Source organism: Thermogemmatispora argillosa, from assembly GCF_059696725.1.
In genome coordinates, this window is sequence record NZ_AP019377.1 from 5,235,919 (window position 1) to 5,261,172 (window position 25,254).

The 25,254-nt window shown below is 62.6% G+C and carries 21 protein-coding genes; 3 read left to right on the forward strand and 18 right to left on the reverse strand.

The genetic code is table 11. The features are described from left to right. The first annotated feature begins 111 nt into the window (after positions 1-111). Positions 112-2,208 carry an alpha-ketoacid dehydrogenase subunit alpha/beta gene (locus AC6H1L_RS20440; RefSeq protein ID WP_497599297.1) on the forward strand — a complete coding sequence of 699 codons (2,097 nt, stop codon included), beginning with the start codon at positions 112-114 and terminating at the stop codon, positions 2,206-2,208. 282 nt (positions 2,209-2,490) lie between these two features. Here the strand turns inward: AC6H1L_RS20440 and AC6H1L_RS20445 are convergent, their stop codons facing one another. The 4 genes from AC6H1L_RS20445 to AC6H1L_RS20460 all read right to left on the reverse strand — a co-directional run bounded on the left by AC6H1L_RS20445 (position 2,491) and on the right by AC6H1L_RS20460 (position 5,573). Then, entirely contained in the window at positions 2,491-3,024 is a 534-nt protein-coding gene (locus AC6H1L_RS20445; protein ID WP_497599298.1) for a hypothetical protein, read from the reverse strand. Further along, positions 3,021-3,884, reverse strand: coding sequence for a class I SAM-dependent methyltransferase (locus AC6H1L_RS20450; protein WP_497599299.1), 864 nt, complete (start codon positions 3,882-3,884; stop codon positions 3,021-3,023). The genes AC6H1L_RS20445 and AC6H1L_RS20450 overlap by 4 nt, the downstream gene beginning before the upstream one ends. Beyond that, positions 3,881-4,096, reverse strand: coding sequence for a hypothetical protein (locus tag AC6H1L_RS20455; RefSeq protein ID WP_497599300.1), 216 nt, complete (start codon positions 4,094-4,096; stop codon positions 3,881-3,883). Before AC6H1L_RS20455 ends, AC6H1L_RS20450 begins: the two co-directional genes overlap by 4 nt. Positions 4,097-4,280: 184 nt before the next feature. After that, entirely contained in the window at positions 4,281-5,573 is a 1,293-nt protein-coding gene (locus AC6H1L_RS20460; RefSeq protein ID WP_497599301.1) for a hypothetical protein, read from the reverse strand. A 62-nt stretch (positions 5,574-5,635) separates the two neighbouring features. On the opposite strand from AC6H1L_RS20460, the gene AC6H1L_RS20465 reads away from it, so the two are divergent. Further along, a complete protein-coding gene (locus AC6H1L_RS20465; protein WP_497599302.1) occupies positions 5,636-5,908 on the forward strand; it encodes a hypothetical protein in 273 nt (90 codons plus the stop codon). Here AC6H1L_RS20465 and AC6H1L_RS20470 read toward each other — a convergent pair. The 5 genes from AC6H1L_RS20470 to AC6H1L_RS20490 form a co-directional block, all read right to left on the reverse strand. Continuing rightward, positions 5,898-8,015: an AfsR/SARP family transcriptional regulator gene (locus AC6H1L_RS20470; RefSeq protein WP_497599303.1), complete on the reverse strand. Its 2,118-nt coding sequence runs from the start codon at positions 8,013-8,015 to the stop codon at positions 5,898-5,900. The genes AC6H1L_RS20465 and AC6H1L_RS20470 overlap by 11 nt on opposite strands. A 434-nt stretch (positions 8,016-8,449) precedes the next feature. Beyond that, on the reverse strand, positions 8,450-9,700 hold the full coding sequence (locus tag AC6H1L_RS20475) for a hypothetical protein (protein ID WP_497599304.1): 1,251 nt from the start codon (positions 9,698-9,700) through the stop codon (positions 8,450-8,452). A gap of 24 nt (positions 9,701-9,724) precedes the next feature. Continuing rightward, a complete protein-coding gene (locus AC6H1L_RS20480; RefSeq protein WP_497599305.1) occupies positions 9,725-12,784 on the reverse strand; it encodes a DEAD/DEAH box helicase in 3,060 nt (1,019 codons plus the stop codon). Positions 12,785-12,791: 7 nt separating this feature from the next. Continuing rightward, positions 12,792-14,366: a trypsin-like peptidase domain-containing protein gene (locus AC6H1L_RS20485; protein ID WP_497599306.1), complete on the reverse strand. Its 1,575-nt coding sequence runs from the start codon at positions 14,364-14,366 to the stop codon at positions 12,792-12,794. A 137-nt stretch (positions 14,367-14,503) separates the two neighbouring features. Continuing rightward, on the reverse strand, positions 14,504-14,845 hold the full coding sequence (locus AC6H1L_RS20490) for a CU044_2847 family protein (protein WP_497599307.1): 342 nt from the start codon (positions 14,843-14,845) through the stop codon (positions 14,504-14,506). Positions 14,846-15,029: 184 nt separating this feature from the next. Between AC6H1L_RS20490 and AC6H1L_RS20495 the strand changes: the two genes are divergently transcribed. After that, positions 15,030-17,165: a heavy metal translocating P-type ATPase gene (locus AC6H1L_RS20495; RefSeq protein ID WP_497599308.1), complete on the forward strand. Its 2,136-nt coding sequence runs from the start codon at positions 15,030-15,032 to the stop codon at positions 17,163-17,165. Here AC6H1L_RS20495 and AC6H1L_RS20500 read toward each other — a convergent pair. The 9 genes from AC6H1L_RS20500 to AC6H1L_RS20540 all read right to left on the reverse strand — a co-directional run bounded on the left by AC6H1L_RS20500 (position 17,124) and on the right by AC6H1L_RS20540 (position 25,192). Continuing rightward, entirely contained in the window at positions 17,124-18,383 is a 1,260-nt protein-coding gene (locus tag AC6H1L_RS20500; protein WP_497599309.1) for an amidohydrolase family protein, read from the reverse strand. The two genes, AC6H1L_RS20495 and AC6H1L_RS20500, sit on opposite strands and share 42 nt — an antisense overlap. Next, positions 18,376-19,338 carry a dipicolinate synthase subunit DpsA gene (gene dpsA, locus AC6H1L_RS20505; protein ID WP_497599310.1) on the reverse strand — a complete coding sequence of 321 codons (963 nt, stop codon included), beginning with the start codon at positions 19,336-19,338 and terminating at the stop codon, positions 18,376-18,378. The genes AC6H1L_RS20500 and dpsA overlap by 8 nt, the downstream gene beginning before the upstream one ends. A 128-nt stretch (positions 19,339-19,466) precedes the next feature. After that, on the reverse strand, positions 19,467-20,561 hold the full coding sequence (locus AC6H1L_RS20510; RefSeq protein ID WP_497599311.1) for an NAD/NADP octopine/nopaline dehydrogenase family protein: 1,095 nt from the start codon (positions 20,559-20,561) through the stop codon (positions 19,467-19,469). 159 nt (positions 20,562-20,720) lie between these two features. Next, positions 20,721-21,881: a mandelate racemase/muconate lactonizing enzyme family protein gene (locus AC6H1L_RS20515; protein WP_497599312.1), complete on the reverse strand. Its 1,161-nt coding sequence runs from the start codon at positions 21,879-21,881 to the stop codon at positions 20,721-20,723. A gap of 16 nt (positions 21,882-21,897) precedes the next feature. Then, positions 21,898-23,013: a M24 family metallopeptidase gene (locus AC6H1L_RS20520; protein WP_497599313.1), complete on the reverse strand. Its 1,116-nt coding sequence runs from the start codon at positions 23,011-23,013 to the stop codon at positions 21,898-21,900. Between the two features lie 299 nt (positions 23,014-23,312). Next, positions 23,313-23,681 (reverse strand): VOC family protein, encoded by a 369-nt coding sequence (locus AC6H1L_RS20525; protein WP_497599314.1) that lies wholly within the window; start codon positions 23,679-23,681, stop codon positions 23,313-23,315. Next, complete coding sequence (gene thmT / locus AC6H1L_RS20530) at positions 23,681-23,941, reverse strand: 2-hydroxymuconate tautomerase (protein ID WP_497599315.1); 261 nt, start codon at positions 23,939-23,941, stop codon at positions 23,681-23,683. Before thmT ends, AC6H1L_RS20525 begins: the two co-directional genes overlap by 1 nt. Then, positions 23,929-24,783, reverse strand: a complete 855-nt coding sequence (locus tag AC6H1L_RS20535) for a FadR/GntR family transcriptional regulator (protein ID WP_497599316.1) — start codon at positions 24,781-24,783, stop codon at positions 23,929-23,931. Before AC6H1L_RS20535 ends, thmT begins: the two co-directional genes overlap by 13 nt. A gap of 145 nt (positions 24,784-24,928) precedes the next feature. Beyond that, positions 24,929-25,192, reverse strand: a complete 264-nt coding sequence (locus AC6H1L_RS20540; RefSeq protein WP_497599317.1) for a biotin/lipoyl-containing protein — start codon at positions 25,190-25,192, stop codon at positions 24,929-24,931. Positions 25,193-25,254: the final 62 nt, after the last annotated feature.

The window sequence follows — 25,254 nt, forward strand, 5'->3', positions numbered from 1 at the left end:
TGGCTCCAGTGGTTGCTTTTCGCGGAAGGCGATTCTATAATGCCAGTGAAAAAAACCCTGGACGATGGAGCCGGGTTGAGATGTCAGCGTAGACGATTGGAGGCAGTAGCAATGACTCTGGAAGTGCAGGCAGCGGAATCCAGAACGGGTGCGCGGCCTGATGATCCCGTCGCGCTTTATCGCACCATGCTGATGGCGCGCAGCATCAACGAGCTGCTCAAGGTGCGCAAGACGCAAGGCAAATTCCCCTTTTACATTGGCTGCGGCGGGCATGAGAGTATGGCCGCGGTAGTAGCTGCCGTTGATCCACAGGATTGGCTCTCCCTCTACTATCGTGATCTGGCGGCGTGGCTACAGCGAACGGGTGACATCTATGGCCCGCTGCGTGAGGCGTATTCGCGCACGACGGGGCCGATGTGTGCCGGTCGCAATATGCCTTCGCACTACAGTAGCCGACGCCATCGGATTCTGCCGACCTTCAGTGAGGTGGCGGCCCTGGCGCCTTTTGCCGGCGGGGTGGCCTTCTCGCTCAAGCGGAGCGGGAGCAAAGAGATTGTGGTCTTCACGACCGGCGATGGCGGCGTGGCGACCAACGATTTCAATGTGCTGTTCCGTCAGGCCTCTGTCCATCGCCTGCCGGTGCTGATGGTGATCGAAGATAACGGGTGGGCCATCACGACCGAATCTTCGATTCAGTGGGCCGGTTCCCTGGTTGAGTGGGCGCGCGCCGCTGGGATCTATGCCGAGGAGGTCGATGGGACCAATGCCATCCCGGTCTTTGAGGCTACCTCTCGCCTGGCTGCGTATGTGCGCTCGGGGCAGGGTCCCGCCTTGATGCATCTGAAACTTGGCCTGCTTGATCCCCACTCCAGCAGTACAGACATCTATTCCTATCGCAAGAAGGAGGAGATCGAGTTTACCAAGGCGACCAAGGACCCGATTACAAACTATGGTCGCTGGCTGATTGAACACGGCTATCTGCAGGAGGAGGATCTTGAGCGCCTGCGCCGTGAGGTGCGGGCCGAGCTGCAGCAGGCTGAGGAGCGTGTGCTGCAGGAGCCAGAGCCGACGCCTGAGCGCGTTCTGCAGCATGTGATCTATGTCCCGCAGTGGCAGGAGAATACGCCGCGTGGGGCGAAGCGTCCGACGACGATGTTGGGCGCGATTAATGAGGCGCTGGCCGAGCTGGCGCAGCGCGATCCCGGGTTCTTCGTCTATGGTCAGGATGTGGGCAGTCCAAAGGGGGGCGTTTTCGGCGCCACTGCCTCGCTGGTTACGCATTTTCCTGGGAGAGCCATTAGTAGCCCCCTCAATGAGCAGTTGATTGTCGGGATCGCTGCCGGCGCGGCAATGGTCGATGGGCGCGCGCGCTGTGCCGAGATTCAGTTTGTGGATTATCATCAGTCGGCGGCGCAGACGATTCGGCTGGCGGCGCGCATCTCGTATCAGAACTTTGGCGACTGGCGGGTACCGTTGCTGATTCGGACGAAGTCGGGCAGTGGGGGCGGCGGCCCCATCTCGAATAGTGCCGCTGGCGGCGGGGCCTTTGGGCATTCGAATGCGGGCGAGCAGTGGTTTACGAATGTGCCGGGGATGATCACGCTCTGCCCGGCGACGCCGTTCGATGCCAAGGGGCTGCTGCTGGAGGCGGCGCGCTCGCAGTCGCCGGTGGTCTTTCTGGAGCGCGGACGCCTCTACCGCTCGGAGCCGCCGAAGGATCGCCACGGGCGCCCGATTGAGGTGATTGCCCAGTATTGGCAGGTGCCCGAGGGCTATTATACGCTGCCGATCGGCAAGGCTCGCCGCATGCGCCTGGGCGAGGGAGCGCCGCGGGTGGCGATCGTGAGCTGGGGGACGATGGTGCTGGAGGCCTGTATCGCTGCTGCTCAGGTGGTTGAGCAGCATGGTGGGGCGATCGAGATTGTGGATCTGCGGACGCTGATGCCCTTTGATGAGGAGGCCTTGCGGGCGGCGGTGCGCGAGGCGAATCGGGTGGTGGTCGTGACGGAGGAGCCGGATCTGACAAGCTTTGCTCGCCATGTACATTCATGGATTGTTGAGCATTGTTTCTATGATCTGGATGCGACGCCGCGTCTGATCTCGGCCTTGCCTGCGCCGGCGGCCCCCTATAATGAGCCGGAGGAGACGGCTTACTATCCTTCGGCCAGGACGATTGAGCGCTGTCTAGAAGAGCTACTGGCCGAATAGGGGGGAGGAAGGCGCGCGCTCTGGCTGGTGGTGATCAGGTGGCTCGCTTTCGCTACAAGGCAAGAAGGGTCAGAAAGGGGAGCTATCTGCTCACGGCGATCTGTGGTTCAGATGGCCTGTGGGCAGGTAGCTCCTTTGTTGTTTGTTTGTTGAGGTGACTTGGTGCCTGTTCGGCGCTGGCGGTGGGGCCGGCTGGGGAAGCGCTTCCCACATGGCCGGTGCGGCACTAAGCCATCTCAAGGGCTTTGCTCTCATCTCTCTCGGCTTCCTCTTGTCGGCGCTTCAGTTCAGAAGCTCTCGGCGGGGGTGGTCGCTCAGGTTGCGGGCAAGGTAGCGAATGAGTCGCTGGCCAAGCCGTAGCTGCAGGGTGGCCAGTTCGGGTCTCACGCTGCGCACCTGTTGCAGCATGCGCTCTGTCAGGCTGAGCAGGCGGCGCAGTCGGGGGATCTCGCTGGTGTGGAAATAGATGGGCTGCTCGGGGTCGTGAGCAAGGGTTTGCTGGCAGTGGACCTGGAGCAGGTCGATGCCTTGTTGCAGTTCGACCAGGAGCTTGAGCAGGTGCCGGTCGCGTGAGCAAAGGTCTGAAGGAATGGATTCGGGAAAGTGGGGGGCGCGTTCCTCTTGCCAGCGTTGCCAGAGTTGCCGAGCCCGTGGCGAGAGTAGGACGACGGTGAGGAATTGGAGATCTTCGATGGTGCGCCCGGCAAGGGCCCACTCCAGCGGTCCGGGGATGAGCATGGGCGAGAGGCCGACCAGCAGGGCATTGGTGGAGCGGCGGCGCCTGGGCGACTGTCGGCGGCGATGGCGGCGGCTCATGGCTTGCACCCCCAGACAGTCAGGAGGCCACAGCAGGTGCGGTGGCGCTCCCATTCGGTGGGCAGGGCGGTCAGGGTCTCCTCGACCAGACTCAGGGGGACCTGGTTGACGCTGGCCAGGATGGGGGCGACGCTCTGCAGGGAGGCGAGCAGGTCGCGGCGGAAGAGGGGGGCGCCCTGGGCTTTGCCAAAGAGCGGGGTCTCATAGGTGCGCACGGTGGGATGGAGGCCAAGGGCGCGCAGCCAGTCAGGGATCTGGAGGGGAGCGGTCAGATGGAGACCGCGGCGGGCGGCCAGAGTTTCGAACCAGGCGCGTACTCTGGCCTGGAGAGGTCCCTCATGGAAGACCTGACCGGTGGCCTCGACGAATTCGAGCCAGCCGCCCGGGGCCGTGACGCGCAGGAGGTCGCTGAGAACGCCAGGCCAGGCGGTGAGCGGGATGGCGGCAACGAGCAGACGCTGATGGAGGTAGTCGAAGGAGGCGTCGGGAAAAGGGAGGCCGCTAAGCAGGTCGGCTTGCATCGCCTGGCAGTTGGGCGGCAGAGGCGTGCGCAAGAGGGAGAGGTCTTTGTCGAGGGCAACAAGGCGAGCCTGGGGCCAGCGACGGGCGGCCTCGCGCAGCCAGATACCGGTACCGGCGCCGACGTCGAGGATGGCACGCGGCTCGTGGACGGGGGCCAGGAAGTGGCTGCCGAGGAACTGGCGCAGGGCGAAGTGTTGCAGGTCGAGGCGGTCTTGTTCCTGGTGGGTGCGCGGCAGAACGTAGGTTTCTCCGGGACCGGTCGGGGTGAGGGCGCCGGCGGCTGTGACGATGGGGGTGGAGATGGCGTTTCGCAGGTGGCTGAGCCAGTGCCGGATCATGCGCGGGCCTCCTTCTGGGCTTGCTCTGGATAGAAGAGCAGGCGGCGTAGCTGCTGGGACCAAGGTGAAGAGGGGGGATGCGGCGGGATGATCAGGGATGGCGGCATAAGGTGATAGGTGGTGTGGTTCGGGCCTGGGCGCCGGCGACAGCGCGGACAGGAACGGGAAGACTGTTCGCGCGCGCCTCTCAAAGGCTGGGGTGCCGTGGCCATAGGTGGTATGCCTCCTTTCGGGCTGAGTTGCTTGCAGGCTCAAGACAGGCTCACTGCAAGCTCCTGGAACAGGATAGCCAGGAGGGGAAAGGAGGCCTTTCAGAAGGAGTTCGAACTTTTTCCAGACAGGAAGAGAGCCGGTGAGTCTGAGCCGGCTCTCCGTCGATCGAGGCTGGGTGGCCTGCTAGAGGAGCACGTCAGCCAGTTCTAGCAATCGCCGCTCATAGGGCCATAGCTCCTTAGCTGCTTGCCAAGTTGCTCGCAGTTCCTGAAGACGGCGACCACTCTGTAGTACCCGTGCCTGCTGAGCAGCCTGAAGCAAGCATAAAGCACAGCGCTCTAGATCCTCTTCTGTCAAAGCTAGGCGAGCCTGCCAGTTTAAGGTTTCCACCTGTACCCGTAAACTGAGCGTTTCCCAAGGGAGAGCGGTCAGCACGTTCCAGGCGCGTTCGAGCAGACGGGGATCGGGGCGACCCTGTGCGTGCAACCCTTGCGCGAGCTCAAGATAAGCTTTGGCTTCGGGAAGAAAGGGGCGTCCTTCTATCACGGTGAGGAGCGGGTCCTCCTCGCTGGTCTGAGCTTGCTGCTCCTGCAGATGTTCCAGCGCCGTTTGGGTCTCGCGTGTCCTCCCTTGCTGGGCGTATGCCAATGCTGCACTGCTCAGCAGCAAGGTTCTGGCGAGAGGAGAAGCATTCTTCTCGACGCGGGTGGCTTCTTGAAGGAGCAGCAGCGCTCGGTCAGGTTGTCTGGCGTGGGTGAAGGTATTCATCTGATAGCTCAGAAGAGCAAGAAGGAGACTGGCATCGCCTAGCCTCCGACTGATCTGAAGAGCTGCGCGCAGGTGTAGGAAGCGTCCTGAGCTGTCAAGGTGATTCCAGGCCAGGTAAGCAAGCATCCAATGGGCCTGGATGAGCAAGCGGCTGCCAATATCTGCTATAGTGGAAGGAGACTGGCGAGCGACGAGGGTTTCCAGTGCAGGGACAAGATGTAGCAAAGGGGCCTCTGCAAGGTGCCAGTCAGGTCCATGCATCAGTGACCGGCAAGCAGTAATGCCTACTGTTGCCGACGAGAGGAACTGCTCAAGGTGCTGTGTCTGTTCCCCCCGAAGAATGGGGCCGACGCTACTGAGCGGGATAGTGGCAAGTGCCAGCAGCATCTGTCGGCGCGAGAGAGTATAATCGCGGTCATGCTCGTGTGGTGGCACGGTGGCAAGCTCCTCATGCAGACGGCGACGCAGCTCCGCCCAGGTCCTGGGGTCCAGGCCATTCCGGCTACGCGCTTGAAAGCGGGCGAGCAGGGTTTCGATGCGGCGTTGCTGCCAGACGAACCACAGCGGGCTGCCCACAGGCAGAGGTAAGGGCGGCAGCGCCGGCTCAGGAGAGGCGGCGAGCCAGAGATGGCCAGGCTGGTGCGCGGACCCGGCAGGGCTGAGCAGGTCGGGCCGAGCTTCCTCTACTGCATCTTCTGTCTGAGACAAGCATACCATATCGGTGGGGGGCTTGCCAGCCGGAGGTGTTCCCAGGGAGGGACGGACTCGCCTTGCTGGGCAGCGAGCGCGTGCACTTCCTGGTAGCAGCGGCGGGCATCGTGCTCCTGGCCGAGCGGGAGCAGCCGGCTGATCCAGGCGCGCAGAGACGCTTCGTCAGTGGGATCGACCTGCAGCAGGGTCCCAGGCAGGACCTGCCGACAGGCTTCCCAGTTGTCCTAGCGCCGGTGCTGATCCGCCGGCGCAGAACGCTGGGTCCAGGTGTGCAGCTCCCTGCGCGCCAGGGCCTCCATAGTCGAGAGCGAACGCTCTCCCTTAGCGGTTGACGAACAAATCAGCCAGTTCTTTCAGGGAGCGTTCATTATGCCAGGGATGATCTTCTGCAGATACCTGGCGATATAGGGCCAGGACCTCTCTTTGCAAGCCAAGGCTCCCTAACTCGGTCGCCTTCTGCTGGCACTCTATCAGCAAGTAGGTAAATATCTCTTGCTCCTGCTGGCTGAGTGCTGTTTTGGCCTCATCTAGGAGGATCTCCACTCGTAGGCGGCTAGGAGTCATTACCATCGCGGGCATGGTCTTGAGCTGGCTATAAGTTTCCCACGCCTGCCGACTATAGCCCTTTTCAGGAAAACGCATGGTGAGATAGAGATATACCCGACCTGTCCATAGCATGAGGTTATCCTCGCGAAAACGGAAGTCGGGGAGAATCTCACTCTCGGCTCGCGACTCAAATCGCTCATGGGCCTCTCCAAGCAAGTGCAGCGCGGTCTCTTCACGGCCTAGATAGGCCCAGGCTGCTGCCTGGAGACAGAGAACACTGCTTTGCATAGCTGAGGGGCAAGCGGGTAGCAGCGGTAAGGCTTGCTCTAGATGGGCCAGCATTGAAGGGACCTGGAGGCCATCATAGTAGAAAGCTAAGCTCAAATCGCGCAAGGCTGCTACCTGAGCCGGAGCATGGCCGCTAAGGGCCGCCAGATGCACCGCTTTCCGTGAGAAGAACTGTTTAGCCCGTAGATCTCCCTGATGATGGCTGGTAGCAATGCCTGCAATACGATTTGCTTCGGCAGCTAAACGAGCAGCCCGGGTGCACTGTGGGGCACCGGGCTGGGACAGGCGTTCTAGCAACGGCAGATAGCGGGGAAGAATCTCTTGAACAATGCCGAGGCCTTGGCTGTTGATTAATTGCCAGCAGGCGGTGTTGGCCGCCGCACATAGAGGCAGCAGCTCTTCAGCGGGTGGCAGGCCGTGGCGCGTGCCTGTCAGGGTAGTCAGCGGCAAAACGGCGAACGCGCTCAGCATCTGTCGGCGCGAGAGAGTATAATCGCGATCATGCTCGTGTGGTGGCACGGTGGCAAGCTCCTCATGCAGACGGCGACGCAGCTCCGCCCAGGTCCTGGGGTCCAGGCCATCCCGGCTACGCGCTTGAAAGCAGGCGAGCAGGGTTTCGATGCGGCGTTGCTGCCAGACGAACCACAGCGGGCTGCCCACAGGCAGAGGTAAGGGCGGCAGCGCCGGCTCAGGAGAGGCGGCGAGCCAGAGACGGCCAGGCTGGTGCACGGACGCGGTAGGGCTGAGCAGGTCGGGCCGAACTTCCTCTACTGCATCTTCTGTCTGAGACAAGCATACCATATCGGCGGGTGGCTTGGCCAGCCGGAGGTGTTCCCAGAGAGGGACGGACTCGCCTTGCTGGGCAGCGAGCGCGTGCACTTCCTGGTAGCAGCGGCGGGCATCGTGCTCCTGGCCGTGCAGGAGCAGCAGGCTGATCCAGGCGCGCAGAGACGCTTCATCAGTGGGATCGACCTGCAGCAGGGCCCGATACTGCTCGCCAGCGAGCCAGAGGCGACCCTGACGCGCGTAGATCTGAGCCAGCCACCGGCGGCACTGGCGGCGCATCGCCTCGCCGTGGAGACGAGCGCCGTGGACCCAGAGACCGCTTTCCCCTTCCACCAGCTCGCCGCGGGTGAGGTAAAGGAGGGCCTGCTCCAGGAGGGGGAGAGCCGCATCGGTGGTGCGGCCCCGATGTTCGGCGGCGGTCAGGAGGGCCTGAGCGGCGTCATGATCGGTCCAGATGAGGGACTGGTCGGCCAGGGCATAGGAGGACTCGATGGTGAGCACCAGCTCTTTGCCGATGGCGCGGCGGAGCTGGTTGATAGCGTTATAGAGGGTTTTGTCGAGAGAGAGGGCATCATCGGGGGAAGGCCAGAGGTCGTCTTGGAGGGTGCAGCGAGAAAGGCGGCGGGAAGGGGCGAGCAAGAGGCGTTTGAAGACGGAGCGGGCGGGGCGCCCTTTGCCCCAGGCGTGCTTAGGGAGGGGGAGCCAGGAGAGGTCAGAGGAGCGCTGGTAGACGAGCAAGGGGCCGTAGAGGAAGACGCGGAGCCGGCAGGAAGAGGCCGGCTCCCAGGGGGGAGGAGAGAGAGGCTGACCCGAGACCATAGTGAACCTCCTCGCAAGATGGCAGGCCCGGGAGAGCCGGAAGAGAGGGGGCGCTCCCGGGAAAGATGATGATAGAGATAGATAGATAGACGAAGAGCAGTCTGGCCATAAGATAAGGGAGGAGGAGAGGGGTTGTCAAGATCTGGAGGGAGAAGAGGAGAGAGAGAGGAAAGCAAGCAAGGGGTGTGGAAGAGGAGGGAGCGCTAGAGGAGGAGGCAAGTGCGGCGCCGGCCTGGCGGAGGCGGGCCCTGGTGCTGGTCGGGGGATGAGGCAGGGAACAGAGGGCGAGGCTATTGCGCCTCGCTTAGCTGCGGTTACAGAGGGGATGACCCGAACGAGGATACTAAAAGAAAGAAAGCAGGAAGAAATTTCTCGCCGCCTGGCCAGCGCCCCACCAATCCCCCAGCACCCTCGGCACGTGCCAGAGACACAGTTTAGGCTTCCAGCTCCTCTAGGAGATCCGCGCGCCCCTGCGCCCGCGCAAACGCCTCCAGCTCCGACCACGCCGGCACCGGCACCGCCAGACGCTGACAGACATGCCTCATAACCTGAAGAATAGACCCACGGAAAAGCGCCTGTCTCCTGCGCTGCTGGCGCTCGACAAAGAGCAGCGTCTGTTCCAGAACACTGCGATACCGCAGCTCCCTCTCCTCGCACCAGAGCTGAAAAAAATACCCCTCCTCCTGGCGCACATTGCCCACATCACTCACACGCAGTCCCTGCCGCTCTGCATTCGCCGCCTTGAAAAGGTCGGGGGAGAGCACAAGCTGCCACAAACCAGCGGCGCTGCGCATAATCTGCGCCTCCTGTGGAAGCTGCAGCCCCTGGCGCGAAGCGTAACGCTCAATCGCCTCGCAGACTTTCCTCTCATCCAGCTCAGGGAACGCATAGGCGATCGCCGGCTGGCTCTCAATCAAGCGCTCGAAAAAGAGATCACGATAACCAGCAACAGGAGAGAGCGCCAGAAAACGCCTCTCCATAACATGCCGATACCCCTCATCATAAGCATGAGCCTCGACCACCGTCAGCGGAAAATACGCCCGCGCCACCTGCCTGATCGGATGAGTCCCTAGCTCCAGCTCAGACGGCAAATTATATTCTTCCCGATCAGCACGGTGGGCCAGTTCTCGCAGCCGGTCAGGATCAAAGTACAAGCCCTGCGGACCGCTATAGAGGCGCGTAATCGTGCGGTCACTCAACCGTGCCGCCTCCACCTCAGAGAGGATCAATGACTCATGCTCATAGTAACTCCGTGGCAATGGCTGCGAATTGAAGGCTTCAAAATAGAGCAGGCGCTGACTCTCCAACGGACGCAGAAACTGCCCGCTCTGGAGCGAAGCCCGTCCCAGCTCGCTCAGACTCAGATGCTCATCATCGCCGCTGACATGACCCATCGTCCGTAGAAATGTCAGCATCTTCGTCACTGCCGCTGGCGGCAGCCCAAAAAAGCGCTCCAGCTCCGTCGCCGTCCGCAGCTCCGCCTCGCCGATGGCCCGCTCAAAAAAACGCTCCAGCAACTCATAAGGGCGCCGCTCATACTGGCGACCACTGATACTCACCCGCCAGAGCGGAAACAAGAGGCGAAACTGACGCAGCGGTACCAGGCCCCTGACAGCCTGCACCGTCTCAACAACACGGTTCGGAGAAATAAAAAGACTCCTGAGACGCTCCCCTTTCGTCTCCATAGCACGGCCTCCCACCGTGAGGCGCTAGACCACGTCTCCACGTGCCAGCCGGTCCCGATAGGCCTGGAAACTCAGATACTCTCCCTGGCTGCGAGCATGCTCCAGTAGATCCCGCATCAACCGGCGAAAATCCTCGGCGGGCCGGCCTCCACTCGTCGCATTCAGCAGCGTCGTGCAATCCCCAATGAGGATCAACTGCTCACGAGCCCGCGTCAGCGCCACATTCAGGCGCCGATGCTCTTGCAAAAAACCAACAGCGTGGCGGGGATTACTGCGTGTAAAGCTGTAGAGCACCAGATCGCTTTCACCTCCCTGAAATGAATCGACCGTCGCGATCAGCGCCTGCATCTGCGGCAACTCAAGACCATATGCGCCTGCCACCTGCTCCAATAATCGACGAATAAAGGCGGCCTGCTCCTGGTATGGCACAATAATGCGCCAATCCCGGCCCCGCTGCTGTGCCCGCTGTACCAGCTTAATGATGATGCGGGCCTCGGCCTCATTATAATAGTGGCCGCTCTCCTTACGAGCGGAACTTTTCATCTCCGCTGTATCGATCAGCGTAAAAGGAGCAGGAAAAAGCGGATTGCTCTCGCAGCGAGCGCGTCGCAAACGCGTGAGATCGGCGGTCCGCAGCTTGCCGCCATAGAACTGCTTCGAGACAAAGCAAGCAATGCGCTCAGGCATGCGATACTGCTCAGTCAGCAAGACAAAATGCTGCTCATCGACGCGCTCAACCAGCAGCTCAAACATGCTCTTCGAGAGCAGCATTTCAATATCACTCAGCGCTTCCCCAGCGTTCTCCTCCTCGCCTGGCTCTGCCTGCTGGCTCAAGGCTGCCAGATGCTGACGCAGCGTCTGATCGACCATCGGCGGCAATTGCTGATGATCCCCGACCAGCACCGCGCGCTTGCCACGCACCAGCGGGACCAGCAGGTCAGCAAGACTGATCTGGCCCGCCTCATCGATAAGCACCAGATCGAAGGTCACATCAGAGAGAATACGCGCCGTCGCCGACCCGATACAGGTGGCCCCGATCACATTGGCCATGCGCAGCAACAACGGATAGAGGTCCTGATAGCGAACCTCTAGCGTAGCATGCCAATCCTGCAACAGGCGCAGGCGGAGGGTAAGGAGTGGACGCAGACGAGTGGGCCAGCGACTCGCAAAGTCTTGCAGCGACTGCAGCAGCGAGGCATAATCACTGGCCGGCGCGGGCAGTTCCTGAGCCGGAAGTACCGCCTGTAATTCCTTCTGGAAGCGCTTGAGCGATTCCGAGACACGCTTTTGCTCGCGTTGCAAAGCGGTCACCGCCTGCTCATACTGGTGCCGCAAAGAGCAGAGCGGCTCATCCTGCTCAAGCCGATCAAAGCGCCTCTCAAGGACAGCCAGATCAAAGGCGAGCTGCTGCTCCTGTGCCGTCGCTGCCTGAAAGGCTCGCTGCAGCTTTATAAAGCGCTGCTGCAAGTGCGACAGGCGCCAGCGCCAGAAAGCGCCCAGCAGCGGCCAATGCTGACGGCTGCGGGCCCTGGCGGCCCTGCGAGTCAGACGCTCACCGCGCCGACGGATCTGCTTCTGTTGCTCCCGGCTTGCGGCGTAGCGCTGCTGGAGAGACTCGCGCTCCTGGCTGAACGCTGCCTGTAGACGCTGCCGCTCCTGGCTATAGCGCAACCAGGCCGTTCTACAGGCGGCATTCAGCTCTGCGAGCTGCCCCTGAAGCTGAGGGCACAGCGCCGCGAAGCGATCGATCTCTCCTGCGTGGGCAACCAGCCTTTCCAGAGCCTTGCGCAGTTCCGCCGTTGCCTTGAGCAAACTGCCCTGCAGCGAGCGAGCGCGTTCATCGATCAACAGCGGTCGCACCTCCGGCGAAACCAGCAGCTCCTGACCGACGCGCAGCATATCCAGCTCACGGGGAAGGCCCTGAAGCACATTATCGACCGCCTTATGCGTACGTGCCGTCACGAGTACACGCTCGCCGCGGCGGGCGCACTCGCGCACAATCTCGCTGATCGTATGCGTCTTCCCTGTCCCCGGCGGCCCCTGAACCAGCAGCAAATCTCGCACGGCAAAGGCCCGCCGAAAGGCGCGCGCCTGGTCCGCATTGAGGCCCGGATAAGGCCTGGGCGCAGGTTCCGGGTAGGGCTGATAGCGATCTTCCGCCAGGACCGCCAGCAGAAACGGATTCTCTGCCTGGCCAGCACGCAGCAACTCGATGGCCTCTTGCTGGACACGAAAGGCCGCCTCGCTCCCGAGAGGGACAAAAGCCTGGGGAGCACGCAGATCATCGAGATCAACGGCACGCTCGAAATGCACGATGAAGTGATCGCCCTCGACATCCTGCACATGACCGCGTAGCTCCCGGTGCTCTTCCAGCGCCAGAAAAAGACCATGCTCTAACTGAGCCGCCTGAGCTTGGTCAGCCAAACGGAAGCGATAGATATCGCGACCGCTGTAGCGAACCTGACCAGCAGGCTCGACCGCACTATAGAAGACAGGCTGTTTACTCTGCTCGCTGGCCTTCTCTGCCTTGCGCATCAGCTGAATTGTGCGCTCCAGAGTTGTCAGGAGCGCCTCCTGAGCCGGAGTAATCGTCGCAGGCTCGCCTTGCTGAGAGGCCAGCGCGGCCTGCTGAGCTCGGACACTTGCCCGCTGCTGCTGGCTAGCCGCGATGATCTGCTCATAGCCATTGCGCAGCCAGATCTGCCACGCGCGCGGGATGTCCGCCAGCTCATTGACAAGCAGCCACCGTTCAATCTGCAGCAGCAGTGCCTCACCGCGAGCCAGGGCATCGTGATCACGATGACCGAGTGGCTGGATGCCCAGCACTATATACGCATCACCTTTGGGCGAGGGAACCACCTTCAAGGCATAAGCCCTGGTACAGAGCAAAAGATACGGCTGCCCGCGCGTCTGGTCATGGCGCACCAGGACGGGGATCGTGTGGTAGGAGCCTTGCAGCTCCTGCTGAAGATGTCCCACACTGGCGGGCCAGGCGGGATAGCGCCGTCGCTGCTCGGGCAAGGTCAGGGAGAGCCGGCCAACCGCCAGCACCATGATGCGGAGTGAGAGGCTGTTGTCCTGCATGCCCTTGCTAGCACCTCCCCGCTAGCAAATGCCAGTCTTGCAAGACAGCATCGAGCGCAGCGGCAAAAGCCTCCAGATCAGGCCAGCGCCGTTCTGGCTCCTGTTCAAGCGCGCGCAGCAAGACGGGGTCAAGCGCCTGGGGAAGCTGCGACTGGAGGCTAGAGGGAGGTGGAAGCTCGTACATGAAAGCACTGGGCCTCTTGCCGGTCAACAGATGGTAGAGTAAGGCCCCAAGCTGGTAGAGATCGCTTCCCGGTACCCTATACCTGCCAGAGCGCTGCTCGGGAGCAGCGTATCCTACAGGTCCCTCACCGGGGCAGGCGGGGCGCGTGACCAGCCCAAGATCGCGCAGACGCAGAACAGGCCTGGCATGCTGGCGTAGCTCCACAATCAGGCTCTCGCCGCAGAGATAGCGATGGGCAACTCCGAGCCGATGAAGAGCGGCCAGTTGGCGGCAGAAAGGCGGCAATGCGCGCAACAGCGCCCGCGCCCGAAAGAGGTCTGCCGGCTGATCCTGCTCCGGGAAACAGCGGCTTAACGGCTGGCCCGGGGGATAGCGCTGTACGAGCGTAAAGCTCTGAGAGCCGCTCTCGGCCACCAGGAGAGCGGGGAAAATCGCATGCGCTGGAAGCCGCTTCAGTAGCTTACTCTCATCCCGCAATTGTTGCACTAAGCGCCTTCCCTCTGCCACTGGGAGGCGAAGAACAATCTGTTTGATGAGCACACGCTGAACCCCGCGGCCCCCTCCTCGCTGCTTCGGCGGAAAAGGGCGGGCCAAATACCAGCGCTCCAGGGCTGGAGGATCGGCCCTTCTCTCTTCTCGCAGGCGCTCTGTCAGCAAGTACTGGCCGCCGGCGATGGTGACAAGCTGACCAGCCTGCCACTCTTGCTCGATGAAAGGCTCTGCAGGGGCCTGCGTCACTATGACAGGCGCGGCCGGCGGACGAGCAATGTAGTTGTCAAGAGGTGGCCAGCTCTCGCACAGGCGCCGCAGCGGCATCATCAGAGGACGGCTAGAGGGCGGCGAGGTCCACGCAATGACCCTGCTCACCATCCCGACCACAGCCTCCTCTTGCTCGTCCCAGACAGGAGCACCACTGAAACCTTCCTGAATGATCTCCTCGGAGCCGGAAGCGCTGGCCATATGGATCATGCCCGTCTGATCCTCTGCCAGCAAACGGCCAGTAGCCCAAACGCCTGCTCCTGACCGATCGCTGAAACCCAGCACGCGGTAAGGGTGATCCCAGAAGCTACCAAGCAGCTTCAGCGGCATAGGGTGGATCTCCCCCGGTGCCCGATCGCACAACTCAAGGATGGCCAGATCATGCTCTGTAGCAAGATCGATGTGGAGGATGGACGCATGCAGCGTCTGCGAGGCACGAGGGAAAGGAAAATCAAGCGCCACCAAATGGTCCTTGAGCCTTGCTGGCTCCCTGGAATTCAGCGCTGTGCTCACCACATGAGCGCAGGTCAGAACCAGGCGCGGAGCGATCAGAAAACCGGCGCCGCAGACATGTTTATGCTCGAGCGAAACGAGGATGCGGACAATGGCGCGCCGAAAGGCTTCTTCAAAAACTGGCATCAAGACCGCTCGGCATTCCAGGCAGCTCAGTGCCGCTATCGATAAACGCGTTTCGGTTTCAAATATACAGCCTGCCAGTAAATCTGTCAATGGGCCGCAGGAACTGCTACACCGTGCCTGCGGCCCTCAAAGCGTTGCTAGCGTAGCGGGCGATCTTTACCGTACCAGTGAAGAGTAATATCAAAATTGGCCTCACTGCCAGCAGCAGCCAGAATGGCACCCAGTGAGGCGCTGAGCTTGATACCAAAGGCCACTTCAACCTCATCAGGCTTGAGATCCAGACTGTGCAGCTTCAGGGCAATAGCCTTAATGGCCGGCAAGACCCTCTGCAGCGCCTTCTCAAGCGTTTCCGACGCCTGCTCTGGCCTCGCCAGGCGGCGCGCAACCGGTACCCGCTCACCCCCTTCCGGCTCCGGCTCCTCAACCTCGATCACAACCTGCCCACCATCCTCAAGGGGGAAGGCGATCAGCTTCTTCATACGCTTTCTCTCTCCTCAAACATCTTTCCAAGCGTTCTAACGGCGACGAATGCGACGGCCTGCGAATCGCGGCAGGGATATCCCGGGCTGCAAGTAAGCCTTGCCTGACCGGCCCGGGCTGTGCTTCTATCTATAGAAGAGACGGATGAGAGCACTGCTTTCAAAGGACCGAAGGAGACAGCAGATGGAACCAGCAAGAGGGCGCCGACTCGAACTGCTGGTGACAGGAATGGATTGCCCCGAGTGCGCTGGCCATGTGCGCGCAGCGCTAGAGGCTCTGCCGGGCGTGCACGAAGTGACCGTCCTCCTGACCGCCGAAAAAGCCCTGCTCACGATCGACCCCAAGTGCATTGACCTGCCAGCACTCTGCCGGGCAGTAGAACAGGCTGGCTACCAGGCTCGCCCCCTGCTCCAGCCAGAGAGAAGCTCAGCCGGGCGGTCCCGGCAGCCGCAGCGCCTGACGCGTACCCTCTTCACGCTCTACGCGCTCCTCTTCGGGGCTGCCCTGTTGCTGATCATCGCTGGCGAATGGCTGGGCCTGCTCGAACATCTCACCGCACGCCTGCACTGGCCCCTTGGGGTCGGCCTGACCCTGCTAGCTGGAGCCCCCATCTTCTGGGATGTACTGCAGGCGGCCCGGCGCGGGCGCGTGATCTCGCATACACTGATGTCGCTCGGCGTCCTGGCGGCCCTGCTCATCGGCCAGTGGCCTACGGCTGCCGTTGTAGTCTTCTTCATGCACGTCGGCAAATATAGCGAGCGCCTGACCAGCGAACGCTCACGCCAGGCCCTCAAACGCCTGGCCAGCCTGGCACCCCCGCAGGCGCGCGTCGTCCGGGAGGGGAGCGGAGCGGAGGCCGAAGAGATGATCGCTGTCGAAGACGTGGCACCAGGCGACATCGTCGTCGTGCGTCCAGGTGAGGCCATCCCCGTCGACGGCGAGGTCATAGCTGGCCGGGCCACGGTCAACCAGGCGGCCATCACGGGCGAGGCCCTCCCCCTGGAAGCGGCGCCCGGCAGCCAGGTGTTTGCCGCCAGCCTCGTGCAAGCCGGCAGCCTGCGCATTCGGGCCACCCGCGCTGGCCGCGACACCACCTTCGCCCGCATTGTAGAGCTGGTCGAAGGAGCCGAAGCTCAGCGCGCCCCCGTCCAGCGCCTGGCCGATCGCTTCTCCGCCTGGTTCCTACCGATCGTTCTGGCCGTCGCCTTACTGGCTCTCCTGCTGAGACGTGACCCACTGGCGGCGGCGGCAGTGCTTGCCGTTGCCTGCTCCTGCTCGCTGGCACTGGCGACACCGATCGCCATGCTGGCCTCGATCACCGCCGCCGCGGCGCACGGCCTGCTGATCAAAGGCGGCGCCTATCTGGAACTGCTGGCCCAGGCCGACGTCCTGCTCATCGACAAAACCGGCACGGTCACCACGGGCAAACCAACCATCTGCGAGGTCATACCACTGGCGGGAATAGCGCGCCAGCACCTGCTTTATCTGGCGGCCAGCGCCGAGCGCTACTCGGAGCACCCCCTTGCCGAAGCAGTGCGACAGGCGGCGCGCAACGAAGGCCTGACCTTAAGCGACCCCACGACCTTTGAGGCACTGCCCGGGCTGGGCGTACGGGCCACCATCGATGGCCAGAGCGTCGCCGTTGGCAATGCCGGCCTGCTCCCGCCCGATCTCCAGCCGCCGCCAGTGGCTCAGGAGTTGACCGCGGCCGGTCGAACCCTGCTCTTTGTCACCTGTCAGGAGCAACTGATCGGCCTTCTGGCCGCCAGCGATACGCCGCGCCCCGAGGTCAGAGAAGCCCTTGCCCAATTGCAGGCCCTTGGTCTCAAGCGCATCGAATTGCTCACTGGCGACCATGAGAAGGCGGCTGCCAGCCTGGCCGAGCCGCTTGGAATCAGCTATCGCGCCCGCCTGCTACCCGAGGACAAGCTGCAAATCGTCAAAACCTACCAGGCCCAGGGCCAGACGGTCATCATGGTGGGAGACGGCATCAACGACGCCCCGGCCCTGGCTCAGGCCGACATCGGCATTGCACTCGGCGTAATAGGCACAGATGTCGCACTAGAAGCAGCCCATGTAGCGCTGCTGCGTGAGGACTGGCGCCTGCTACCGGCACTGGTGCGGATCGCCCGACGTACCATGCGCGTTGTCCGGCTCAACCTGGCGTTTACCCTCCTCTACAACCTGCTCGGGCTGAGCCTGGCCGTCTGGGGCCTGCTCCCGCCTATCGTCGCCGCAGCGGCTCAGTCGCTGCCCGACCTGGGCATTCTGGCCAACTCAACGCGCCTCCTGCGCCAGCGGATCGACGCCCATCCCTGACGCCGACCAGACGATGCGCCCGCGCTTGATCACAAAGAGACGCGGCGGCAGATCCGACAGAATATCCTCGCCGCGCTCACAATCGAGCACCACCAGATCGGCAGGCTCGCCCACCCCTAGCCCGGCATGCCGACCCAGCGCTATCGCCGCCTGCGTCGTAACGCTCTCCAGCAGCCAGCGCTGTTCCTCGGGGCTCCCCATCTGCGCCACGTAACCGAGCAACTGCGCCATGTGGAGCAAATCGGGGCTGCCAAAGGGGTTAAACATATCCTTGATATTATCCGAGCCGCAGAAGACCGTCACCCCCGCCGCCAGCAGCTCCTTAACACGCGTAATCCCTCGACGAATCGGCTGACGGTCGCAGCGACCTTGCAAATAGAGATTCGTCGCTGGCAAAGTGGCGACCGCAATACGCGCCCGCGCTACCAGCTCGATAGTGCGCATCGCCGTGGCATCGTCAACGGCCGCCAGCGAGCAACAATGACCAGCGATCACCCTCCCCTCGTACCCTTCCTGGAGCGTGCGCTCCGCCAGATAGGGCAGCACAAAATCGGCGGGCGACTCCGACTCATCAATATGCAAATCCAGCGGGCGACCGTAACGCAGGGCCAAACGAAAGACCTCATCGATCAGGCCCCGCTGATCCTCTTCCACCAGCGGCGTTCCCCCAAGCGCATCAGCCCCCTCCTCCAGCGCCACCGCCAACAGCTCGCGCCCGCGCCGTCCCGGCTCTCCCAGCAAGCGATTCGGCAAGGCAACAATTTCGATATCCAGCAACGAGCGTAACTGCTCGCGCACCCGCAGCAGAGCATGCAGACCACGCAGCTCAATCTGCGGATCAACATTGACATGTGTACGCAAAGTCGTTGTGCCGCAGCGTAGCGCCCACAAAGCCGTCGCCGTCGCCCGCTCTACAATATCCTCTTCGCTGACGCTTGCCGACAGCGCCAGATTGCAGCGGATCGCCTCAGCCAGGGTGCCCGAGCGATTGAGAACGCGATCGCGCGTCAGCGCCTTATCGAGGTGAATGTGACCCTCAACCAGGCCCGGCAACACCAGGCGCCCGGCCAGATCAAGCGTCGGTATGTCCGCCTCGGCGACGGTCAGATGAGGCGCCAGAGCGGCGATCTGACCGGAGCGGATCAGCAAGTCGACAGGCGCAGACCAGCTTGCCGGGTCCAGGGCCAGGCGGGCCCGACGCAGCAGCAAATCAGCCATGCCCCTCACCTCGTCGCAGGCTGGGTAACGCCGCCAATATCAACTTGCGCAACCCCTGCCACTGACTGCGCCCGGCGGTCCGTGGGGCCCGGCTACCGAGACCACGCCCCAGCAAAGCCTTAATGCCCAGCTCGTGAGCAGCGGCGAAATCCGTGCCGCCTGGGGCCGAAGCAATATCCAGCACAAAGACATCGCGCCGCATCCGCTCCAGAACTGTGCGCGTCAGCACCAGAGCGGGCACCGTGTTGAAGACCATATCGCAGTCGGCCACCGCCGTCGCCAGCTCCTCCAGCGGCAACGGACGCGCTCCCAACTCCCAGGCCCGCGCCCGTTGCACTGGATTGCGCGCCGCCACACGCACATGAGCGCCCATGTTGAGCAAAAGGCGCGTCAACGTAAAACCAATGCGCCCGAAGCCGACTACCAGCACCTGTGCATCATGAATGGACACCTCTGTATTGGCGATGGTCAGACCGATCGCCCCCTCGGCGATCGTCGGCGCTCGCAGGATCATCAGCTCATCATCGTCGCCATACTCCTGAATGCGCAAACCGCGCTCTTGCGCCAGTACCTTCAACTGCGGCGTACTGGTACCAATCAGCAAAAGCGCCCCTGGCCGAGACGAAGCCAGGGCCGTCTCGTCCAAAAAGAGCGGCTCCGGCCACTCAGGCGCGTACAGGCTACCATCCGGGGCAATTACCGGCACCGGCGCAATGATCACATCGCTACCGGCGATCGCCTCCGCCAGTGTCCGGCACTGAGGGCGTCCCATGATCTCCGCTGCCCCCGGAGGGCAGCCACAGGCGCGCACCGTAGCCCCATCGGCCAACAGCCCTTTCAGGACCTCCAACTCTCGCCCATCTCCCCCGATTACAGCAACCTGCAGCCCACTCAGGGCCGGCTGTTCATCACGTCGCTCCTCTCCTGCTGCGGCTCCCATCGTCAGATGCTCCATAGTTATCAGACAATCCCTTATTCAACGCATTGCACTCTGCTCGAACCTGTGACAGGGACCCGCTCGACCCAACCCTACCATCGTCGGCCCCCTGGCTTTCCGGCTCCCAGCCTGCCGCTTCCCTCACCTCAACGCAACAAAGCCAGGGCGGCTTCACGCACAGGAGGCACACCTAAACGCGCCAACGTCCAGCCCTCGGCCCGGTAATCGCGTCGGCTGATGGAAGAGGCCAACGTAATCAAGGCGTCCATCACTGGCGTCGCCACTCCCACGGCTCGCCCCAGCTCGCTCATCGGGACCAGGCCAAAAGGAATATCCTCATGCAGATAGCGGCTGTCCAAACTGGCCGGCGCCCTAATGAACTGGTTCGGGACGCTCTCGCGCAGCATGCGGAGAAACGAGCCACTGGCTCCTGCCTCCGGCGAAGTCGAGCCAAGGTCGGCGAAAAGCTGAGGGAATGGCTCCAGCGTCAGGCCCCAGGCTGCCGCCACTGCCAGGCGCTCACCATCGAGATCAGCCATCACCTGGGCCACCGCCGGCGTCCCGGCATCGTAGTAGTAGCGAAAATCGCCGCCGCTGTGCTCAATCCAGGCCGCGCTCAGCACCATACCCGGCGGGTGCAGCACCGCATTGACATTGCTCAGGGCCGTCACGAGCACATGCTCCACAGGTCGCAGCGACGGGTAGAGGCGGCTCAGCAGGGGCCAGAGCTGCTCGATTGCCGCGGCCGGCAGCGTGGCAAGGCGCACGTGCTGCACCAGAGAAGAGATGTAGACCTGTCCCTCACCCTGCTTGCGGCAGATATAGGTCAGCGTATTGGTCTCAGCGATGGGCGGCGGAGCAGCGCAGCCGGCTTCCCTCAGCAACCGGCGAAAGACCAGGCTGCCGCCAGTATTGCCGGGATTGAGCAGCACAGGCGGCCCACCAGCCTGAGCCAGCAAGGGCGCAAGGTCCCGCGCCAGGTCGGCGAAAGCCGTGGCTGGCACGCAAAGCATCACCAGATCGGCCCCAGCCACGGCCTCAGCCAGGTCGTTGGTCAGACAGGCTACCGGAGCCAGACCCTCGCCGGCAACGCCACTGTAGGCGATGCCACCGCGCTCACGCGCCATGTGCAATGTCTCCGCTGAACGACTGTACAAATGGACCCGCTCGCCGAGGACGGTAAGATGGGCAGCGGCGGCAAAGCCCCCATTGCCCCCGCCAAGCACTGCAATCGTTGCCATCCTGAACGCGCTCCTTTCAGACTGCTCACGCACTCTCTCACACTTTCTCGGCCTTGCCAGCGAGCCAGGCCAACCCCTGCTCGCCACAGCCGGCCCGGCCTTGGGGGAACCGGACCGCCAGCGGCAAAGGCCGGGCCGACTAAACAGCGCGTCAGAAGGTCAGAGCGCCACAGCGTATTTCATCAGCTTACGCTCATCAACTTGCACGCCCAGGCCCGGTCTCTGGGGCACCAGTACCGCCCCATCCTCGTAAACCAACGGCTCACTGATAATATCGTCGAGATAGTAGACGCCGGCAATCTGCCCCTCCAGAGCCTCCGCCGGGCGACTGACCGGGCAGACACTGGCTAGCTCAGCGATGCGCGTCGCCGCTCCCAGATGCAGATTCGCCGCATTGCCCACCCCCATCTCAATCGAGCCACCGATATCGCAGCGCAGGCCAACGGCCTCAGCCACCGTCGCCACCTCGCGCGCACGGAAGAGGCCGCCCGGCTTAGTCACATAGAGCGAGATCAGCTCTGCGGCCTGCAAAGCATGAATGCGCAGGATATCCTGCGGCGTCCAGGCGCTCTCATCGGCCATTACCGGCACCGCCACCTGACGGGCGATCAGGGCCAGCGCCTCTACATCTGCAACCGGCTGCTCCGTGAAGGCCAGATCAAAAGGCTGCATAGCGCGCGTCACCCGCACCGCCTCGCTCACCGAACGGTAGCCCTCGTTGGCGTCGACCCGAATCTGCACCTCTGGCCCCAGAGCTTCGCGCAGCAGACGCACCAACTCGATATCGCGCGCAGGGTCAAGACCCGTCTTAGCCTTAATGGTGCGTATGCCCTCAGCCACAGCGCGCTCGGCCTCGGCGACCGCCTGACGGTTGTCCATAATGCCCAGGCTGTGAGCGATCGGCAGACGATCGCGGTAGGCCCCGCCCAGCAATTGATAGACCGGCACTCCCAGGGCCTGACCCGCCAGATCGTAGAGCGCCATATCGACCGCCGCTTTCGCATAGGGGTGCCCCTTGACCACGCGGTCCATTGCCGCATGCAGTGGGCCGATCTCCAGCGGCGAGTGACCGACGATGACCGGGAACAGGTAGTCGGCGATCATGTGGTGGACCGTACGCGGCGTCTCGCCGAAGTAAGCCATGTGGGCACCGCCCCAGGTCGCGATAGCCGGCGCCTCTCCCCAGCCGATCAGGCCCTCATCGGTCTCCAGGCGCAGCAAGAGATGGCTCCCGATCGGAGTCTCCATCTTACTCGCCCAGTTATGGACCCGGCGCGGCGGCAGAGTTACCAAATAGCAGCGATAACCTGTAATCTTCACCGATCAGCTCGTCCTTTCAAGCGGGGATCACGAAGAGCTGTGAGGCATCGTACTGATCCGTAATCAGTTCGTAGCCATCCTCAGTCACGATCAGCTCATCCTCGTACTGTACGCCCCAGCGGTCGGGATACCAGCAAAGCGGCTCGATGCAAAGCACCATACCCGGCTGCAGCGTGATATCGGTATAGGGACCAAGATATGGCTCCTCATGGAGGGTCAAACCCAGGCCATGCCCGAGGAACTTGATCGGAGGCAGTCCCCAGCGCTCCATCTGGGCCGCATAGTGCTGATAGAGGGCGCGCGTACTCTGGCCTGGGCGAATCCCGTCAAGAGCGGCCTTGCGCGCCTCGACCATATGCGCCCAGGTCCGTAACTGTTCCTCGCTGGCCTTCCCGACAACAGCCGTCCGCGCCACATCCGAGTAGTAGAGCTGGCCGGTGCCGATGACGTCGATCCGTACGAGATCGCCGTAGCGCAGAGGACGACGCGTCGGCGCCGCATTGGCCAGGCCGCTGCGCTCACCGGCTCCCACCACCAGCATTGTCAAGCGATCTCCCCCATTGGCCAGATAGGCATCGGTAATCAACTGGCCTAGTTCTATCTCCGTCATCCCGGCGCGGGCCTGCTCGAAAGCCTGACGAGCTGCACGCTCCGCCGCCTTGCCAACGGCGCGCAACTTCGCCAGCTCGCCCGGCGTCTTGATCATCCGCAGCTCGCTCAAGAGAGCATCGCTGGCCACAAATGTCGCCCGTGGCAGGGCCTCACATAGAGTTGCATAGCTCTTCTGCGAAATGGCAGTCAACTCAAGGCCGATGCGTCCCTGAGCCAGGCCAGCAGCGCGTAAGCGCTCGGCGAGCAGGCGCGTGGGGTCTTCGGTAAATTCGTTGTAAGCAAAAACCGAGGCGATGGAGGCTGTCCCTCTGACGAAACTCTCCTCGATGTCAACAACGATCATTTCGGGCTCGCCCTGCAGCGGTACCAGGCAGTAGACCAGGCGATGGCGTACGATGGTCTGCGAAGGTACCACCACATCGGCGGTGTAGGCAATATTCTCGGGTGAGGCGATGACCAGTGCGTCTAGCCCGCGCTCCTGCATGGCGACGCGCTGCCTGGCAATAATCTCGCTGGACATAGAGCTGTTCCTCAATAAGACTGCACCTCGCCTTTGTCCTCGTGCTAGGGCGCCAGCGCCCCACAGGAGAGGCGATGTGCGTGGTATTGTCTATGTATGATGCTGCTGCTGTTTGCCTGTCTATTGTCCTGAGCTGGTGAGGCCCCTGAGGCCATTGCTGGCCCGGACCACAAGGCCGATTGTCTGCCCATCAGGCTAGCCAATAGTCCGGGTTGACCATATGTATACTGTGACCACCTATGGACAGCTAACCCTGGCTGCCACCTTACGCGCGTTCGGTCTGATTGGCAGGCAGCGGCCTAATCGTGACACTCGATGCGCACGCCATCCGGGTCGAGAAAGTAGAGCGATGTCCCGTACGCGGTTGGCTTGGGACCATCGACGATCGTCACGCCGGCGGCGCGCAGCTCCTGCTCAAGCTGGGCGATATTCTCGACGCGAAAGGCCACATGCTCCAGACTTTGACCCGCCTCCTGGCGGAGGCGCTTCCCCTCCTCGGTTAGCTCGGTCAGGCCCAAGCCCTCATGCATGACCACCAAGGGGCGCCCATCGCGAAAGGTTGTCCGTTCGCGCACGTGGAAACCAAGCACCTCCACATAGAAGCGCTCGGCGCGCACCAGATCGCGGGTCTGTAACAGGAGGTGGGAAACCCCGCGAATCGTCGCCATTAGCTTCCTCCTTTCTCCGCCGAAGAGGTCGCCTCGCCATCGCTGGCGGGACGGCTCGCGGCAGGGGTCTCGGCCTCGCGCTCAGTACCCAGACGCCCGGCCAGGGCCCAGTTTTCGGGCGCCACCTCGTGGAGGATGACATGCAGATGATCGGGTCGGGCGCCCGCGTGCTCGACCATCGCCTCTGTCACGGCCTTCACTAAAGCCCGCTTCTGCTCGGGCGTGCGCCCCGGATACATCTCGATAATCACGACTGGCATGGCTCTCGCCCTCCTGTTGCTGGGACAGGCTCAGGCGCCGTTGGGGCCGTTGGTTGCGAACAGGCCTGCGGCTGCTCCTGATGTTGAGGCCCAGGGTGGGCCAGGCCGGCCTGTCCCTGCCGTCGCGGCGACTCAACATCTTTCAGCACACTCTCAAAGTGCTCGTGGAGCGCAGCCTGCGCCGCCAAGGGATCGCGCTCCTCGATAGCGCGAATGATACACTCGTGATCGTGTAATGAGCGCTGGAGACGGTCGGGCAGGCTAAAGACGGCCAGCCGATCGTTATCGAGCACGGCATTGAGCGATAGTAATAGTTGGATCAGAATCGGATTCTCGCTTGCCTTGACGATCGCGCTGTGAAACTCGCTATCGAGGGCCGACACCTCGTCCATCTGGCCGCGCTCACCGGCGCTGCGCATCTTCTCCAGGATTTTGCGCAGTCGCGTCGCCAGCGCCGGACGAGCCCGCTGCGCGGCCAGGGCGGCGGCCTTGCTTTCCAGCGCCTCGCGTACCTGGAGCAGATGGATCAAATCCTGACGATGGGCAATATACCAGGCGCTCCACATGGCGGAAACACTCTGTTGAGGGACTTCCGCGGTCACATAACTGCCACTGCCGTGGCGCACTTCTATGAGGCCGATGGCCTCCAGGGTGCTGATGGCTTCTCGCACCATCGTGCGACTGACCCCCAGGAGCTCCGCTAGCTTACGCTCACTTGGCAGGCGGTCGCCGGGAGCAAAGTGGCCGCTCTCGATCAGTTGCCGTAACTGCTCGGCTGCGCTGCTGCGCGCAGTGGACAAATGAAGTGGCCTGATAGCCGCTTCCGCTTCAGTTTTGCTCATCTCTGAGATTCCTCTATCTGTGTAGTCTCATGTTCGGTTATACTCCTTAGCGGATATATCTTAATATGTCTCCCCGCGAAACGTACAGACTCCCGCGACTCATCGCCATGAGGCACGCCTTGAATTGGCCTCGTTCGCTTTCTGCTCAGCGAAGCTGAGCGGCTTCCTCCGGGCTACTTGCCAGGATCAGTAGCGGCGTGCCCACTGGGACCGTCTCCCCATCGGCCACCAGAACGCGGGCTACCACGCCGCTGAAAGGCGACGTTAGCTCAACAGAGGTCTTCTCTGTCTCCACGATCGCCAGCACATCCCCTTTCTGCACCGGATCGCCCTCGCCTACCATCCACTCGACGATCGTGCCTTCCTCCATCGTCAACCCCCACTTGGGCATGGCAATGGTTTCTGCCATTAGGCTGCTCCTTCCTTCCTTCCTTGCTTCCCTTGCTTCCTCACCCATCCGGCGCGGTGCCT

Excerpts from the sequence above, each read along its gene's own strand:
- AC6H1L_RS20440 (WP_497599297.1), top strand. The coding sequence starts at position 112 with ATGACTCTGGAAGTGCAGGCAGCGGAATCCAGAACGGGTGCGCGGCCT.
- AC6H1L_RS20445 (WP_497599298.1), bottom strand. The coding sequence starts at position 3,024 with ATGAGCCGCCGCCATCGCCGCCGACAGTCGCCCAGGCGCCGCCGCTCC.
- AC6H1L_RS20450 (WP_497599299.1), bottom strand. The coding sequence starts at position 3,884 with ATGATCCGGCACTGGCTCAGCCACCTGCGAAACGCCATCTCCACCCCC.
- AC6H1L_RS20455 (WP_497599300.1), bottom strand. The coding sequence starts at position 4,096 with ATGGCCACGGCACCCCAGCCTTTGAGAGGCGCGCGCGAACAGTCTTCC.
- AC6H1L_RS20470 (WP_497599303.1), bottom strand. The coding sequence starts at position 8,015 with ATGGTCTCGGGTCAGCCTCTCTCTCCTCCCCCCTGGGAGCCGGCCTCT.
- AC6H1L_RS20475 (WP_497599304.1), bottom strand. The coding sequence starts at position 9,700 with ATGGAGACGAAAGGGGAGCGTCTCAGGAGTCTTTTTATTTCTCCGAAC.
- AC6H1L_RS20480 (WP_497599305.1), bottom strand. The coding sequence starts at position 12,784 with ATGCAGGACAACAGCCTCTCACTCCGCATCATGGTGCTGGCGGTTGGC.
- AC6H1L_RS20485 (WP_497599306.1), bottom strand. The coding sequence starts at position 14,366 with ATGCCAGTTTTTGAAGAAGCCTTTCGGCGCGCCATTGTCCGCATCCTC.
- AC6H1L_RS20490 (WP_497599307.1), bottom strand. The coding sequence starts at position 14,845 with ATGAAGAAGCTGATCGCCTTCCCCCTTGAGGATGGTGGGCAGGTTGTG.
- AC6H1L_RS20495 (WP_497599308.1), top strand. The coding sequence starts at position 15,030 with ATGGAACCAGCAAGAGGGCGCCGACTCGAACTGCTGGTGACAGGAATG.
- AC6H1L_RS20500 (WP_497599309.1), bottom strand. The coding sequence starts at position 18,383 with ATGGCTGATTTGCTGCTGCGTCGGGCCCGCCTGGCCCTGGACCCGGCA.
- dpsA (WP_497599310.1), bottom strand. The coding sequence starts at position 19,338 with ATGGAGCATCTGACGATGGGAGCCGCAGCAGGAGAGGAGCGACGTGAT.
- AC6H1L_RS20510 (WP_497599311.1), bottom strand. The coding sequence starts at position 20,561 with ATGGCAACGATTGCAGTGCTTGGCGGGGGCAATGGGGGCTTTGCCGCC.
- AC6H1L_RS20520 (WP_497599313.1), bottom strand. The coding sequence starts at position 23,013 with ATGTCCAGCGAGATTATTGCCAGGCAGCGCGTCGCCATGCAGGAGCGC.
- AC6H1L_RS20525 (WP_497599314.1), bottom strand. The coding sequence starts at position 23,681 with ATGGCGACGATTCGCGGGGTTTCCCACCTCCTGTTACAGACCCGCGAT.
- thmT (WP_497599315.1), bottom strand. The coding sequence starts at position 23,941 with ATGCCAGTCGTGATTATCGAGATGTATCCGGGGCGCACGCCCGAGCAG.
- AC6H1L_RS20535 (WP_497599316.1), bottom strand. The coding sequence starts at position 24,783 with ATGAGCAAAACTGAAGCGGAAGCGGCTATCAGGCCACTTCATTTGTCC.
- AC6H1L_RS20540 (WP_497599317.1), bottom strand. The coding sequence starts at position 25,192 with ATGGCAGAAACCATTGCCATGCCCAAGTGGGGGTTGACGATGGAGGAA.